Source organism: Streptomyces sp. CWNU-52B (assembly GCF_047444975.1).
In the GTDB taxonomy this organism is placed as follows: Bacteria; Actinomycetota; Actinomycetes; order Streptomycetales; family Streptomycetaceae; genus Streptomyces.
Genome location: NZ_JBLFJV010000021.1, coordinates 124264 through 138411, shown reverse-complemented (window position 1 = coordinate 138411; position 14148 = coordinate 124264). Strand labels below are relative to the sequence as shown.

Annotated in this window: 12 protein-coding genes; 2 read left to right on the top strand and 10 right to left on the bottom strand. The window is 72.7% G+C overall.

What is annotated here, in order from left to right; translation table 11 throughout:
• Positions 1-139: 139 nt before the first annotated feature.
• Positions 140-1006: a LysR substrate-binding domain-containing protein gene (locus ACLVWQ_RS21565; protein WP_414110714.1), complete on the bottom strand. Its 867-nt coding sequence runs from the start codon at positions 1004-1006 to the stop codon at positions 140-142.
• 171 nt (positions 1007-1177) lie between these two features.
• On the opposite strand from ACLVWQ_RS21565, the gene ACLVWQ_RS21560 reads away from it, so the two are divergent.
• The gene (locus ACLVWQ_RS21560; protein ID WP_414110713.1) at positions 1178-2236 is read left to right on the top strand and encodes a bile acid:sodium symporter family protein; all 1059 of its coding nucleotides are present in this window, start codon (positions 1178-1180) and stop codon (positions 2234-2236) included.
• On the opposite strand, the gene ACLVWQ_RS21555 is transcribed toward ACLVWQ_RS21560, so the two are convergent.
• The 4 genes from ACLVWQ_RS21555 to ACLVWQ_RS21540 all read right to left on the bottom strand — a co-directional run bounded on the left by ACLVWQ_RS21555 (position 2175) and on the right by ACLVWQ_RS21540 (position 6578).
• A complete protein-coding gene (locus ACLVWQ_RS21555) occupies positions 2175-3416 on the bottom strand; it encodes a DUF4185 domain-containing protein (protein WP_414110711.1) in 1242 nt (413 codons plus the stop codon). The two genes, ACLVWQ_RS21560 and ACLVWQ_RS21555, sit on opposite strands and share 62 nt — an antisense overlap.
• Before the next feature lie 10 nt (positions 3417-3426).
• Complete coding sequence (locus tag ACLVWQ_RS21550) at positions 3427-5361, bottom strand: exo-alpha-sialidase (RefSeq protein ID WP_414110709.1); 1935 nt, start codon at positions 5359-5361, stop codon at positions 3427-3429.
• 195 nt (positions 5362-5556) lie between these two features.
• Positions 5557-6309 (bottom strand): collagen-like protein, encoded by a 753-nt coding sequence (locus ACLVWQ_RS21545; protein WP_414110708.1) that lies wholly within the window; start codon positions 6307-6309, stop codon positions 5557-5559.
• A complete protein-coding gene (locus ACLVWQ_RS21540; RefSeq protein ID WP_414110707.1) occupies positions 6306-6578 on the bottom strand; it encodes a hypothetical protein in 273 nt (90 codons plus the stop codon). Before ACLVWQ_RS21540 ends, ACLVWQ_RS21545 begins: the two co-directional genes overlap by 4 nt.
• Positions 6579-6846: 268 nt before the next feature.
• Between ACLVWQ_RS21540 and ACLVWQ_RS21535 the strand changes: the two genes are divergently transcribed.
• Positions 6847-7392: an isochorismatase family protein gene (locus ACLVWQ_RS21535; protein WP_414110705.1), complete on the top strand. Its 546-nt coding sequence runs from the start codon at positions 6847-6849 to the stop codon at positions 7390-7392.
• A gap of 85 nt (positions 7393-7477) precedes the next feature.
• On the opposite strand, the gene fdhD is transcribed toward ACLVWQ_RS21535, so the two are convergent.
• From fdhD to ACLVWQ_RS21510, 5 genes are read right to left on the bottom strand one after another with little or no spacing between them, the layout of a single operon-like run.
• A complete protein-coding gene (gene fdhD, locus ACLVWQ_RS21530; protein ID WP_414110703.1) occupies positions 7478-8341 on the bottom strand; it encodes a formate dehydrogenase accessory sulfurtransferase FdhD in 864 nt (287 codons plus the stop codon).
• Positions 8342-8348: 7 nt separating this feature from the next.
• Positions 8349-9209: a 2Fe-2S iron-sulfur cluster-binding protein gene (locus ACLVWQ_RS21525; protein ID WP_414110702.1), complete on the bottom strand. Its 861-nt coding sequence runs from the start codon at positions 9207-9209 to the stop codon at positions 8349-8351.
• Positions 9206-11029 carry an NAD(P)H-dependent oxidoreductase subunit E gene (locus tag ACLVWQ_RS21520; RefSeq protein ID WP_414110700.1) on the bottom strand — a complete coding sequence of 608 codons (1824 nt, stop codon included), beginning with the start codon at positions 11027-11029 and terminating at the stop codon, positions 9206-9208. The genes ACLVWQ_RS21525 and ACLVWQ_RS21520 overlap by 4 nt, the downstream gene beginning before the upstream one ends.
• Before the next feature lie 6 nt (positions 11030-11035).
• Positions 11036-12961 (bottom strand): molybdopterin oxidoreductase family protein, encoded by a 1926-nt coding sequence (locus ACLVWQ_RS21515; RefSeq protein ID WP_414110698.1) that lies wholly within the window; start codon positions 12959-12961, stop codon positions 11036-11038.
• The gene (locus ACLVWQ_RS21510; protein ID WP_414110697.1) at positions 12958-13929 is read right to left on the bottom strand and encodes a 2-dehydropantoate 2-reductase; all 972 of its coding nucleotides are present in this window, start codon (positions 13927-13929) and stop codon (positions 12958-12960) included. The genes ACLVWQ_RS21515 and ACLVWQ_RS21510 overlap by 4 nt, the downstream gene beginning before the upstream one ends.
• Between the last annotated feature and the right edge of the window lie 219 nt (positions 13930-14148).

Sequence of the window (14148 nt, the reverse complement as noted above, 5' to 3'; positions counted from 1 at the left end):
GGCCACAAGGGGGAAGGCCGGGACAGAATCCTTACCCAGACGTAAGTTTCGGTTCCGCAATCTCCACGGAATCTGTACCACCCGCTTACGCGGTACCGGGCGGGTCGCCGGACCGCCCCGGGAGGTACCCGCGAGGGGCTCAGCGGGCGCGGTGCAGCCGGTCTCCCGCCGACAGGATCGAGCCCGCCAGCGCGTCCGCCGCGCCCCGGGCCGCCGTGTGGCGTCTGCCGTGGATCAGCACGAACTCCACCTCGCCCAGCTCCGGCAGGCCCGCACGGTCGGGAACCCGGACGAGCCCCGGCGGGATCAGCCCCCGCGCGTGGGCCATCACGCCGAGCCCCGCACGGGCCGCCGCGACGAGGCCGTTGAGGCTGCCGCTGGTGCACGCCACGCGCCAGGACCGGCCCTGCCGCTCCAGCGCCTCCAGGGCCAGCGCCCGGGAGATGCCCGGAGGCGGGTACACGATCAGCGGGACCGGGCGGTCGGGATCCAGCCGCAGGCGTTCCGTACCGATCCAGACCAGGCGGTCGTGCCAGACCAGCTCGCCCCGCGGGTCCTCGGGGCGGCGCTTGGCCAGCACCAGGTCCAGCTTCCCCTCGGCCAGCCGCTCGTGCAGGGTGCCGGAGAGCTCGACCGTCAGCTCCAGGTCGACCTCGGGGTGGTCGTGGCGGAATCCCTCCAGGATCTCCGTCAGCCGGGTCAGGACGAAGTCCTCCGAGGCGCCGAACCGCAGCCGGCCGCGCAGCCGCGTCCCGGTGAAGAACGCCGCCGCCTGCTCGTGCGCCTCCAGGATCCGGCGCGCGAACCCGAGCATCGCCTCACCGTCCTCCGTCAGCTCCACGGAGTGGGTGTCCCGGGTGAACAGCTGCCGCCCCGCGGTGGCCTCCAGCCGGCGCACATGCTGGCTGACCGTGGACTGACGCAGCCCGAGCCGCCGGGCCGCCCGGGTGAAGCTCAGCGTCTGGGCCACGGCGAGGAAGGTGCGCAGCTGCGCGGGGTCGTACACACCGGCCACGCTATCGCGGTTCGTGATGACAGTCAGAGCGGTGTGACGGATTCCCGATCACGGCCACGGGGAGGACGATGGAGAGGGCACGAGCCGGCCCCTGATCCGGCGCGTGATCCGGTACGCGAACCAACCAGCACACGCACCACCGAGACTCAGCAACGGAGCACCGTGAAACGCCTGAAGTGGCCGTCCTGGCTGCCGATCGACCCGTACATACTGGTGCTGCTCGGGACGGTGGGTCTCGCCGCGCTCCTGCCCGCCCGGGGCACCGGCGCGGAGGTCGCGTCCGGCGCCTCCACCGCCGCGATCGCCTTCCTCTTCTTCCTCTACGGGGCGCGGCTGTCCACCCGCGAGGCGATGGACGGCGTACGGCACTGGCGGTTGCACCTCACGGTCCTGGCCTGCACGTTCCTGCTGTTCCCGGTGCTCGGCCTGGCGGCCCGCGGCCTCGAACCGCTGCTCCTGGACCACTCCCTCTACACCGGACTGCTCTTCCTGACCCTCGTCCCCTCGACGGTCCAGTCCTCCATCGCCTTCACCTCCATGGCGCGCGGCAACGTGCCCGCAGCGATCTGCGCGGGCTCCTTCTCCTCCCTGGTGGGCATCGTGCTCACCCCGCTGCTCGCCGCGGCGCTCCTCGGCGGCACCGGCGGCGGGTTCTCCGCCGACTCGCTCCTGAAGATCGTGCTCCAGCTGCTGGTGCCGTTCCTCGCCGGACAGCTGCTGCGCCGCTGGATCGGGGGGTTCGTCGCCCGCCACAAGAAGGTCCTCGGCCTGGTGGACCGCGCCTCGATCCTGCTGGTCGTCTACACCGCCTTCAGCGAGGGCATGGTGCAGGGCATCTGGCACCAGGTCAGCCCGCCGCGGCTGGGCGCCCTGCTCGCCGTCGAGGCCGTGCTGCTCGCCGTGATGCTGGCGCTGACCTGGTACGGCTCCAAGGCCCTCGGGTTCGGCCGGGAGGACCGCATCGCCATCCAGTTCGCCGGTTCGAAGAAGTCCCTGGCGTCCGGGCTGCCCATGGCGAGCGTGCTGTTCGGCGCCCACGCCGCGTTGGCCGTGCTGCCGCTGATGCTCTTCCACCAGATGCAGCTCATGGTCTGCGCGGTCATCGCCAAGCGCCGCTCCCGCGACCCCGAGGCGGCACCAGCCCCCACCGCGCCGGACCTCACCCGGGACCCAGCCGCAGCGTCACGAATCGCGGTCGGTACAGGGACACGTTCCGGCTGAGGTTCGCCTGCGCCGACACCCCGCCGTCCGCGTCCAGCCAGTTCACGTCGTAGCTCAGCACGAGCCGGCCCCGGCCGACCGCGGGATGGACCTGCGGGTTGTACGCGGCCACCCCCGCCCGCTGCTCCGGCAGGGGCGGACTGAAGCCCTTGCCCGGCCCGTGCCAGGGCCCGGTGGGCGAGCACGCCCAGTACGAGGTGACGGTGGTCAGCCCCGCGGTGCCCGCCGCCATCGTGAACAGGACGTACGTCCCCCCGTCGCGGGCGACCGTGAACGCGCTGCCCACCCCGGTGCGCTCGCCGTCCCCCAGCACGGGCTGCATGAGCGAGGGGACGGTCCACCGCTCGCCGTCCCAGTACCGCCACGCCGCCGGGTCCGCGAGCCGCCCCCGCGGCACCCGCGCGACGTACGCGTGCGACGCCGGCCGGGCCGCGGCCCGCGCGTCGTCCCCGCCGAACACGTACGTCCAGTCCTCGTCGTGGGTCAGCGCGGCCGTGCCGAACAGCACCCGCCGCGCCGGATCGCGGACCTGCCGCTGGTCGAGGACCCGGGTGATGCCTTCGAGCCGCAGACCGGGCAGCGACAGCGTGGCGACCTCGGTGGCGGTGGGCACCCCGTAGATCCAGGGGTACGCGCCGGTCGTACGGGTCCACAGCACGACCCGTACGACCTGCTCGGACGAGCCGGGGGAACGGGGCTCGACCCGCGCCGCCACCGGCCAGCGCCACTGTCCGGGCGCCGGGTCGGCGAACAGCGGCGCGGGCAGGGTGCGCCGCAGTCGTCCGTCCTCCATGACCACGGCCGAGTTGCGCACCAGCGGCGCGGTCGTGTCCCGCCAGGCGTACGACTCGCCGGCCGGGTTGGGCGGGCGGTACACCTGGCCGAGATACGTGTCCGAGAACAGCCAGAGCACCCGGCCGTCCGGCAGCCGCACCGAGTGGGTGCCGTCGCCGCCGGTCCAGTCGTCGGCCCGCGAGGCGTCGTCCCCGTACCGTGCGAACTCCTCGGTGACGTCCGTGTCCGCGGTCCAGGAGCGGACCGTACGGGCCCGGCAGGCACCCGCACCGCCCTCCCCGTCGTCGTCGGGGAGGGCGGTGAGCAGCACGGCTCCGAGGACCAGTGCCAGGAGCAGACCCAGGCCGGTCCCCGTGCGCTGTCGTGCTCGTGCGGCGTCGGGCACGCCCGGGACGTTAGTGGCCGGCGCTCACCCGGTCCATGGGCAGCCATAGGACGGTGCCCCGGGGAACCGCCGCGTCCGACGCCCGTACCCCGGCCAGTTCGGTGTCGCCCAGGGCCCGGTCCCAGACCCGGACGTCGTCGATCGCGCCGGTGAAGTGGGCGCGGCTGTCGAGTTTCTGGCCGACGTGCACACCGAACGGCGAGTTGCGGCTCACCGATCCCGGTACGTCCGCCGTGCCGGTCGCGGTCCCGTCGACGAACAGCGTCAGCGCTCCCGCGCCGCGGCGCAGCGCCAGATGGTGCCACTTCCCGTCGTTGTACGCGCCGCTCGTGCGCACGGACACCGACCGCGGGGCGCTCGCGCCGTCCCGGACGGTGATCAGCCCCTGGATCCGGTCGTTCGCGGGCTCACCGCGCAGCCACACCTGCGGCTGGGTGGTGCCGACGCCGCCCATCCACAGCAGCGGCTGCTCGCCCGTCGTGGCCGTGTAGCGGAACCACAGCGACGCCGTGAAGTCCTTGGTCCCCAGGGGCAGCGCGGCGCGGTGCGGCAGGCGTACGGCGTCGTCGGTGCCGTCGAACGCGAGGGCGCCGCCGAACTTCCCGTCCGTCTCCCGCGCCCCGCCGAGGACCGCCGCGCCGGGTGCGCGCGGGGCGAGGTCGGCGGTGGTCGGGTCGGGGCCGCGGCGCGGGGTGAGCCAGTCCTCGGTGAACCGCGCGAAGCGGATCTCGTCGCGGGCGTCCACGGCGCCGCCCTCGTACAGCAGGCCCGCCGTGTCGCCCGCGACGGCCACCAGGTCGGAGTAGCCGGACCAGTCCGTGGTGACCACCGTGCCCCGGTCGACGCTGTCCCAGGTGCGCCCCTGGTCGTAGGAGGAGCGGATCGTCATCGTGCGGCGGCGGTCCGGATCGGCGGGGCAGGCGAGCAGGATCCGGTCGCCCAGGCGCAGCGTGGAGCCCTGGACCTGGGGCGTGTAGAGGTCGGGGAGAGCGCGGAAGCGCGCGGTGAAGCTGTCGCCGCCGTCGGTGCTGAACGCCTGGGTGCGGTGGCCGAGGTCGGTGCCGTCCTGCTCGCGCCCGCTGACGAGGACCGTCCCGTCGGCGCGCTCGGTCACGGTCATCTCGGACGGCTTCTGCCGGAACGTGCCGTCCTCGGCGATCGGCCACGAGTCCGTCGCGCCGACGCTCCAGTGGTCGCCGCCGTCGTCGCTGACGACGAGCGCGGCGTGGTTCGCGCTGACGCGGCTGCCGTCCCACGTCTCGGTGTTGACGGCGAGGACGAGGCGGCCCGGGTGCCGGCCGCGGGTCAGCTGGACGCCGTGCACCGGTCCGGTCGCGTACCAGGAGTTCCAGTGGGCGGGCAGGATCTCGGCGCTGAGGTCGCGGGGCGCGGACCAGGTGAGTCCGTCGTCGTCGCTGTGCTGCAGATGCGGGGTGCGGTCGCACGGGACCTCGCAGTTGTGCCCGTCGGTGCGGCCCGTGTTGTACGTCTCGGCCAGCAGGATCCGGCCGCTCTCGCGGTCCACGACCGGCGCGGGGTTGCCGTGGGTGTCGCCCGCGCCCTCGTTGACGACCTGGAGGGGGCCCCAGGTGCGGCCGCCGTCGGTGGAGCGCTTGAGCACGAGGTCTATGTCGCCGGCGTCGCTGCAGTCGTTCACCCGGCCCTCGGCGAACGCCAGCAGGGTGCCCTTGACCGTCTTCACGACCGCCGGGATCCGGAAGCAGGCGTATCCGGGATCCTGGGAGGCCTTGAAGAGCACCTGCTGTGTGAACTGTTCGGGTGCGGCGCTCCCGCCGGGCTCGACGGCCGGCCGGGCGTGTCCGGTGCTCGGCAGCGCGAGCAGCGCGGTGGCGGTGAGGACCGCTGCGAGGACGGTCCTGAGGGGGGTTCTTCTTCGCCCGGCGGAGCCGAGCGTTCGGGAGAGTGCGCGACGACCTGACGGCATGGTGCGACCTGCCCTTCATAAGTCTGGACATCCGGACATCCCACGTCCAATGTGCGCGCCACAGACGCTACTTGGGCTCTCAGGCACCTCACAAGAAGCGTGCACCGGTCGTGCTGGTCGTGATGGTCGTGGTGGGGGAAGGTCGCACACGGCGGCCGGGGGATCGCGGTGCCGCGCGGACGGAGGGCGACAGCCCTAGCGGAGTTCCCTCCGTCGGAGCAGGGGCGGCGGCAGCGGGAGGAAGCCCGAGGGCTCGGGAGAGGGCGCGTCGGCGCCGCGTCTGCGGCAGATCAGGGCGTCGGGGTCGTTCGCGGGCACCTGGAGGCTGTAGCCCGCCGGACAGGCGGGCCCGGGATCGCCCTTCTCGCCCTTCTCCCCCTGTTCTCCCCGGGAGCCGCTGTCCCCCCGGATGCCCTGGTACCCCTTGGCACCGTCGGGACCGGGCGGCCCCGCCGGTCCACCGGCGCCGTCGGTCCCGTTCGTGCCGTCGGTCCCCGGGGGGCCCTGGTCGCCGGAGTGCCCGGACGCTCCCGGCGAACCCGACGGCCCCGGCGACCCGGACACGCCACGCACGCCGCGCTCCCCACCGGGTCCGGTCTGCCCGCCCGCCCCCGTCGCGCCCCGCTCGCCCTTGGCGCCCGGTTCGCCGTGGGCGGCGGTCGGCACCCGCACCCGGTCCAGCAGGTCGTCCACCGCGTCGGAGGGGTCGGGGGCCGCCGGAGTGCCGCCGCCGGCCTCGACCTGGGCGCGCAGCGCGCGCACGTCGTGCGCCAGCGTCGACACGGCGTCGCCCCGCCGGTCCGACTCGGCCCGCAGTTCGTCGGCCCTGCGGTCACCGGAGTCGATCCGGGCCCACAGGATCACCGCGACACCACTGAGCGCGATCAGCACACAGACGAGGAAGAGGCTGCGCCAGCGCACAGCCAGTACCCGTTGGACCCTGGTCACGGCGCTCCTCCGAGGCGGTGGATGTCGAGCCGCAGCCGCGCGATCTCCGACTGGTCGGCGGCGTGCAGCGAGGACAACTCGTCGATGCGCGAGTCGCGTTCGGCGATCTGGCGCTCAAGGCGGTCGCGCTCCGACTGAAGCTTTTCGGTCAGGCTCGAAAAGCCGTTCAGGGCGTTCTCGCCCCGCTTTCCCAAGTACGCCACGAGAGCCGCGCCCAGCACGCCCGCGCAGGCGAGTGACGAACCGAGCAGGGTCGTGCCGGCATCCAAGTAACCGCCTCCTACCTGGACGACGGGCCGGCTGAGGGCCCGTTCGAGGTCGTCAGGGAGAACGAGCCGGGGCCCGCCGGGGTACGCGCCTGCCGCGGTGTACGTCCGGATGAGTGCTGACGGAGCGTCACACCGGCCTGTACCACCTCCTCGCGCGTCAGGCGGCGAGCCCCCGGGGCCATCGGCGAAGGGGCCGAACGCGACTGGTTCTCCGCCCCGTTGATCCGGATCTCCCCTACGGAGGGCTCGCGCGGGCTAACGTTCCGTCATGAACGCACCCGGCATGGAACCCCGTTCCGCCCTCGACCCCGCCCGCACCGCCCTCGTCCTCGTCGATCTGATGGACCGCATCGTGGGACTGCCCCTGGAGCCCCGCAAGGGCACCGAAGTGCAGTCCGTCGCCGAAGAGTTGGCCGGCGCCTTCCGCGCGGTGGGCGCGCCCGTCGTGCTCGTCCGCGTCGAGCGGTCCGGCGTCCCCGAGCAGCCGCCCGGCAGCGGACTGGTGGCGGGGCTCGCGGCCGACGGCGACATCGAGATCGTGAAGCGGACCATCGGCGGTTTCCAGGGCACGGGGCTGGACGAGCGGCTGCGCGAACGCGGCGTCACCACCGTGGTGTTCGGCGGGATCGCCACGAACCTCGGCGTCGAGTCCACCGCCCGCGCCGCCGGCGACCTCGGCTACGACCTCGTCTTCGTCGAGGACGCCATGGCGGCGCTCACCGCCCCCGAGCACGAGGCCTCGGTGAAGCTGGACTTCCCCCGCCTGGGCACGGTCGTCACCGCCGAAGAGGTGCGCTTCACGGAGAGGAGCTGAGCACCGGACACAGCAGGGCCCCTCCGGCGCAGGGGGCGCTCCCCGCCAGGAAGGGGCCCCGCCGCCGTGCCGCGGGGGAAACCGGTCAGCGCTGGGCGGCCGCGGCCTGCAGAGCGATGCGGTGCTCACCCGCGTACACGTTCATGGAGGTGCCCCGCAGGAAGCCGACCAGGGTCAGGTTCGACTCGGCGGCCAGGTCCACCGCCAGCGAGGACGGCGCCGAGACCGCCGCGAGCACGGGGATGCCGGCCATCACCGCCTTCTGCGCGAGCTCGAAGGAGGCGCGCCCCGAGACCAGCAGCACCGTGCGGGAGAGCGGCAGAGTGCCGTTCTGGAGGGCGCGGCCGACCAGCTTGTCGACCGCGTTGTGCCGGCCGACGTCCTCCCGGATGTCGACCAGCTCGCCGTCCTCGGTGAACAGCGCCGCCGCGTGCAGACCCCCGGTCCGGTCGAACACGCGCTGCGCCGCGCGCAGCCGGTCGGGGAGGCTCGCGAGCAGGTTCGGTTCGAGCCGTACCGGGGGAGTCGTGTCGCCGTGCGTGTCGTCGATCGTCCACCGGGCCGTCGTACGGACCGCGTCCAGGCTCGCCTTGCCGCACAGACCGCAGGACGACGTCGTGTACACGTTCCGTTCGAGGGTGATGTCGGGGATGACGACGCCGGGCGCCGTCCGGACGTCGACGATGTTGTACGTGTTCGAGCCGTCCACCGTCGCGCCCGCGCAGTAGACGATGTTCTGCAGCTCGTCGGCCAGCCCCAGGACCCCCTCGCTGACCAGGAAGCCCGCCGCGAGCGCGAAGTCGTCGCCCGGGGTGCGCATCGTGATCGCCAGGGGTTTTCCGTTGAGCCGGATCTCCAGTGGCTCCTCGGCGACGAGCGTGTCCGGGCGGGTGGAGACCGCCCCGTCCCGGATGCGGATCACCTTGCGTCGTTCCGTGACTCGTCCCATGTCCTGATCAGTCCCGGTTCTGTACGTGCTGGTAGCCGAAGCGGCCCTTGATGCAGAGGTTGCCGTGGGTCACCGGGTTGTCGTGCGGCGAGGTGACCTTGACGATCTCATTGTCCTGCACGTGCAGGGTGAGATTGCAGCCCACTCCACAGTAGGCGCACACCGTGGTCGTCTCGGTCTGCGCCGACTCGTTCCACGTACCCGCCGCGCGCATGTCGAACTCCGATTTGAACGAGAGAGCACCGGTCGGACACACCTCGACGCAGTTGCCGCAGTACACACAGGCCGAGTCGGTGAGGGGAGCGTCGTGCTCGACGGCGATCCGGGCGTCGAAACCGCGCCCGACCACGGAGATCGCGAAGGTGTTCTGCCACTGGTCGCCACAGGCGTCCACGCACTTGTAGCAGAGGATGCACTTGCCGTAGTCGCGCACGTACAGGTCGTTGTCGACCCTCGGCTCCTCGTCCACCCGGGCCGCGTCGGGACCGAACCGGCCGGGCTTCGCCTCGTACTCCTTGAGCCATCCGGCGACCTCCGGTGTGGTCGACAGGTCGACCGAGGACGCCAGGAGTTCGAGGACGACCCTGCGGCTGTGCCGGGCCCGCTCGGTGTCGGTGCGCACCTCCATGCCGGCCTCCGCCCTGCGGGAACAGGCCGGGACCAGGGTGCGCGCGCCCTCGACCTCGACGACGCACACCCGGCAGGCGTTCTTCGGGGTCAGGGTGTCGCCCTGACACAGCGTCGGGACGTCCTTGCCCGCCGACCGGCAGGCGTCGAGGATCGTCGAGCCCTCCGGTGCCCGCACGGGCGCGCCGTCGATGGTGAACTCCAGGAGCCGACGCGGGATCCCCAGCGGTGTCACGGTCATTCGTACGCCCCCAGACGGTCGATGGCGGATTCCACGGCGTTCCACGCGGTCTGCCCGAGACCGCAGATCGAGGCGTCCTTCATGGCCCGGCCCACGTCCCGCAGCAGCGTGATGTCGGCGGCGGCGTCCGCGCCGGTCCGCTCGACGATGCGGTGCAGCGCCTCCTCCTGGCGCACGGTCCCGACCCGGCACGGCACGCACTGCCCGCACGACTCGTCCCGGAAGAACTCGGCGATCCGCAGCAGCAGCCGGGGCAGCGGCACGGTGTCGTCGAAGGCCAGCACGACCCCGGAGCCGAGCGTCGTGCCCGCCTCCCGCGTGCCCTCGAAGGTCAGCGGGATGTCCAGCTCGTCGGGCCGTACGAAACCACCGGCCGCGCCGCCGAGCAGCACCGCCCGCAGACGCGTGCGCACGCCCGCCAGAGCGAGCAGCTCACCCAGCGTCGCGCCGAACGGCAGCTCGTAGACCCCGGGCCGGTCCACACTGCCCGACACACAGAACAGCTTGGGCCCGGTGGACCTGCCGGTGCCGATCGCCGCGTACGCCGGGGCGCCCATGGTGAGGATCGGCAGCACGTTGACCAGCGTCTCGACGTTGTTCTCGGCGGTGGGCTTGCCGAACAGGCCCTTCTCCACGGGGAACGGCGGCTTGGACCGCGGTTCCCCCCTGTACCCCTCTATGGAGTTGAAGAGGGCGGTCTCCTCGCCGCAGATGTACGCGCCCGCGCCGCGCCGGATCTCGATGTCGAACGCGTACCCCTGGCCGAGGACGTCGTCCCCGAGCAGCCCGCGCGCGCGTGCCTGCCCGATCGCGTGCTCCATGCGGCGCAGCGCCCGCGGGTACTCGCCGCGCAGGTACAGATAGCCCCGGTGCGCCCCGACCGCGTACGCCGCGATCGTCATCGACTCCACGAGCGCGTACGGGTCGCCCTCCATGACCACCCGGTCCTTGAAGGTGCCCGGCTCCGATTCGTCCGCGTTGCACACCAGGTAGTGCGGACGGTCGGGCGCCGACGCCGTGGCCTGCCATTTGCGGCCGGTGGGGAAGGCGGCGCCGCCGCGCCCGACCAGACCCGCGTCGGTGACCTCGCGGATGACCCCGGCGGGGCCCAGCGCGAAGGCCTCCCGCAGGGCCGTGTAGCCGCCGTGCGCCCGGTAGTCGTCCAGGGACGCCGGATCCACCACGCCGACCCGGCTCAGCAGCGTCAGGGCGGGGTCCCCGGCCTGCGGGACCGCCAGCACGGCCGACGGCTCCTCGGGCACCGAGTCGGGCGCGCTCGCCGCGAGCACGGCCCGCTCGACGGTCGTGGGCGCGGACACGGCCGTCCGCACCGGGTCCCCGGCCTTGACCGCGAGGGCGGCCGGGGCCCGCTCGCACAGGCCCAGACAGGGGCTGCGCTCGACGCTCACCCCGCTGCCGGGGCCGAGCCGGGCCTCGATCCCGGCGCACAGCTCCGGTGCGCCCGCCGCCGCGCACGCCAGGTCCGTGCACACGTGCAGGACCGTCGCGGGACGCGGCTTCACCGAGAACATCGCGTAGAAGGTGGCGACCCCGTACGCCTCCGCGGGCGGCACGGTGAGCCGGCGGCACAGGTAGTCGAGGGCGCCCTCGCTGATCCAGCCGATCCGGTCGTTGACCGCGTGCAGCCCCGGCAACAGCAGGTCACGGCGGTCCCGGGCCGCCCGCCCGCCGCGTGCCCACCTGAGGTCGGCGTCGGAGCGGTCCGCGCCCTCCCACGAGGACTCCGGAGGGCCGAGCAGCGTGTCGATGGCCGCCCGTTCCTCGTCCGTCGGTCTGCTGTCACCGAAGTGCAGGTCCACTTGACATCACCTCACTCGAATCGCAACCGGCAGCTTCTCGATCCGGATCGCCGACGCCTTGAACTCCGCCGTCCCCGCGATCGGGCAGTTGGCCTCGATCGTCAGCTGGTTGGTGTCCACCTCGTCGGGGAAGTGCATGGTCATGAAGGCGAGGCCGGGCCGCAGCGCGGGGTCCACCCACACCGGGGCCACCACCGCCCCGCGCCGCGAGGAGACCTGGACCTCCTCGCCCACCGCCACGCCGTAGCGCTCCGCGTCCTCCGGGCACAGCTCGACGTACTCGCCGCGCCGCATCGGTGAGGCGAAACCGCCGCTCTGCACCCCGGTGTTGTACGAGTCGAGCCGCCGCCCGGTGGTCAGCCGGATCGGGAACTCCTCGTCCGTCAGATCGACGGGCGGGTCGTGCTGGACCAGACCGAACGGCGCGAGCCGGCCCCGCGCGGCCGGGTCGGACTCCCACAGCCTGCCGTGCAGATAGGTCGGTTCGAGCCGGTCGGTCTCCGGGCACGGCCACTGGATGCCCTGGTGCTCCTCCAGCCGCTCGTACGTCATCCCGTGGTGGTCCGGGGACACCGACCGCAGCTCGTTCCACACGGCCTCGGAGTCCGCGTACTTCCACTCGTGGCCCAGCCGCAGGGCGAGGTCGCAGAGGATGTCGATGTCCTCGCGGGCCTCACCGGGCGGCGTGACGGCCCGGCGCACCCGCTGGACCCGCCGCTCGCTGTTGGTGGTGGTGCCCTCGGTCTCGGCCCAGCCGGCCGTCGCGGGCAGGACCACGTCCGCCAGCTCGGCCGTCTTCGTCAGGAAGATGTCCTGGACGACGAGGAAGTCCAGGCCCCGCATCCGGCGTACCGCCTGCTCGCTGTCGGCCTCCGACTGCGCGGGGTTCTCCCCGATGCAGTAGACGGCCCTGAGCGAGCCCTCCTCCATCGCCTCGAACATCTCGGTCAGGTTCAGCCCGTAGTGGGGCTCCATGACCGTGTCCCACGCCGACTCGAACTTCAGCCGGGTGTCCGGGTCGAGGATGTCCTGGAAGCCGGGCAGCCGGTTCGGGATGGCGCCCATGTCACCGCCGCCCTGCACGTTGTTCTGCCCGCGCAGGGGCTGGAGCCCCGAGCCGAAGCGCCCCACGTGGCCCGTCAGGAGCGACAGGTTGATGAGCGCGCGGACGTTGTCCGTGCCGTTGTGGTGCTCGGTGATGCCGAGCGTCCAGCACAGCTGGGCGCGCTCGGCGCGGGCATAGGCGTGCGCCAGCTCCCGGATCGCGGCGGCCGGGACGCCCGTCACCTTCTCGGCGAGCGACAGCGTCCACGGCTCGACGAGCTCGCGGTACTCCGCGAAGCCGGTGGTCGCCCGTTCGATGAACGCGTCGTTCGCCAGACCCGCCCGGATGATCTCGCGGCCGATCGCGTGGGCCATCGGGATGTCCGTGCCGACGTTCAGCCCGAGCCAGCTCTCGGCCCACTCGGCGGTGGAGGTGCGGCGCGGGTCGACCGCGTACATCCGGGCGCCGTTCCTGATCCCCCTCAGGACGTGCTGGAAGAAGATCGGGTGCGCGAAGCGGGCGTTGGAGCCCCACATCACGACCAGGTCGGTGTGCTCGACCTCGGCGTACGAGGAGGTGCCGCCGCCCGAGCCGAAGGCCGCCGACAGGCCCGCCACGCTGGGCGCGTGACAGGTGCGGTTGCAGGAGTCGACGTTGTGGGTGCCCATGACCACGCGGGCGAACTTCTGCGCCACGTAGTTCATCTCGTTGGTCGCGCGGGCGCAGGAGAACAGGCCGAACGCGCCGCGCGCCGCGCCCAGGCCCCGGGCGGTCCGGTCCAGGGCCTCGTCCCAACTCGCCCTGCGGAAGGGCTCGTCACGGGAGTCACGGATCAGGGGGTACTCGAGTCGGGTGTAGGTCTTGGGAGTTCGGTCGCGTTTCTTCATGCGGCGGTCCTCAGTGCGAGCAGGTCCGAGATGGCGTGGACGGTGCGGAGCGTGGGCACCGGGACGTCGGTGATCTCCGCGAGTTCGACGACGGCGGCGAGCAGCACGTCGAGTTCGAGCGGCTTGCCGCGCTCCAGGTCCTGGAGCGTCGAGGTGCGGTGGTCGCCGACGCGCTCCGCGCCGGCCAGCCGCCTCTCGATGGAGACGCCCACCCGGCAGCCCAGTGCCTCGGCGACCGCGAGCGTCTCGGTCATCATGATCTCGATGACCCGTCGGGTGCCGCCGTGCAGACACATCTGCCGCATGGTGGCGCGGGCCAGGGCGCTGATGGGGTTGAAGGAGATGTTGCCGAGCAGCTTGAGCCAGATGTCGTTGCGCAGATCGGGCTCCACCGGGCACTTGAGTCCGCCGGCGACCATGGCCTCGCCGAACCCGGCGCAGCGCACCGAGACCGTGCGGTCGGGCTCGCCGACGGAGAAGCGGGTGCCTTCGAGATGGCGGACCACGCCCGGCCCCGCCAGCTCGGTCGCCGCGTAGACGACACAGCCGACGGCCCGGGAGGGCGCGATCACCGCACTGACCGCGCCGTCCGGGTCCACGCTCTCGACGCGATGGCCGTCGTACGGGCCGCCGTGCCGGTGGAAGTACCACCAGGGGATGCCGTTCTGGGCGGCGACGACCGCCGTCGTGTCGTTCAGGAGAGGCTCGATGAGCGGCCCGCACGCCGCGTACGAGTTGGCCTTCAGGCCCAGGAAGACGTAGTCGACCGGGCCGACCTCGGCCGGGTCGTCGGTGGCGTGGGCGCGGGCGGTGAAGTCACCGCGCGGGCTGAGCACGCGCACTCCGTGCTGCCTCATGGCCGCGAGATGCGGTCCACGGGCGATGAGGTGCACATCGGCACCCGCGCGATGCAGCGCGGCACCGACGTAGGCGCCGATCGCACCGGCGCCGAGAACTGCGACCTTCACTTGAGGGGCTCCGTTCGGTCGAGGGTACCGAGGAGACGCTGAACAGCGGTGAGTCGGGATGAGCGTTGTCGACTGAATATTGTCTACAGTATGGGAGTTGGGGCAGCAAGGGTTCGCGCAGCACCTGGCACACGGCGGCCCCCGCCCTCGTGATCCCTCCTCGTCGCGATCCCTCCCGGGAGGGATCGGGCCGCCCCGGGGCTCGCTGTGTGTCGCGCC

What these genes read in the sequence shown, in the direction of transcription:
- ACLVWQ_RS21550 (WP_414110709.1), bottom strand. Translation starts at nt 5,361, where the DNA reads ATGCCGTCAGGTCGTCGCGCACTCTCCCGAACGCTCGGCTCCGCCGGG.
- ACLVWQ_RS21535 (WP_414110705.1), top strand. Translation starts at nt 6,847, where the DNA reads ATGAACGCACCCGGCATGGAACCCCGTTCCGCCCTCGACCCCGCCCGC.
- fdhD (WP_414110703.1), bottom strand. Translation starts at nt 8,341, where the DNA reads ATGGGACGAGTCACGGAACGACGCAAGGTGATCCGCATCCGGGACGGG.
- ACLVWQ_RS21525 (WP_414110702.1), bottom strand. Translation starts at nt 9,209, where the DNA reads ATGACCGTGACACCGCTGGGGATCCCGCGTCGGCTCCTGGAGTTCACC.
- ACLVWQ_RS21515 (WP_414110698.1), bottom strand. Translation starts at nt 12,961, where the DNA reads ATGAAGAAACGCGACCGAACTCCCAAGACCTACACCCGACTCGAGTAC.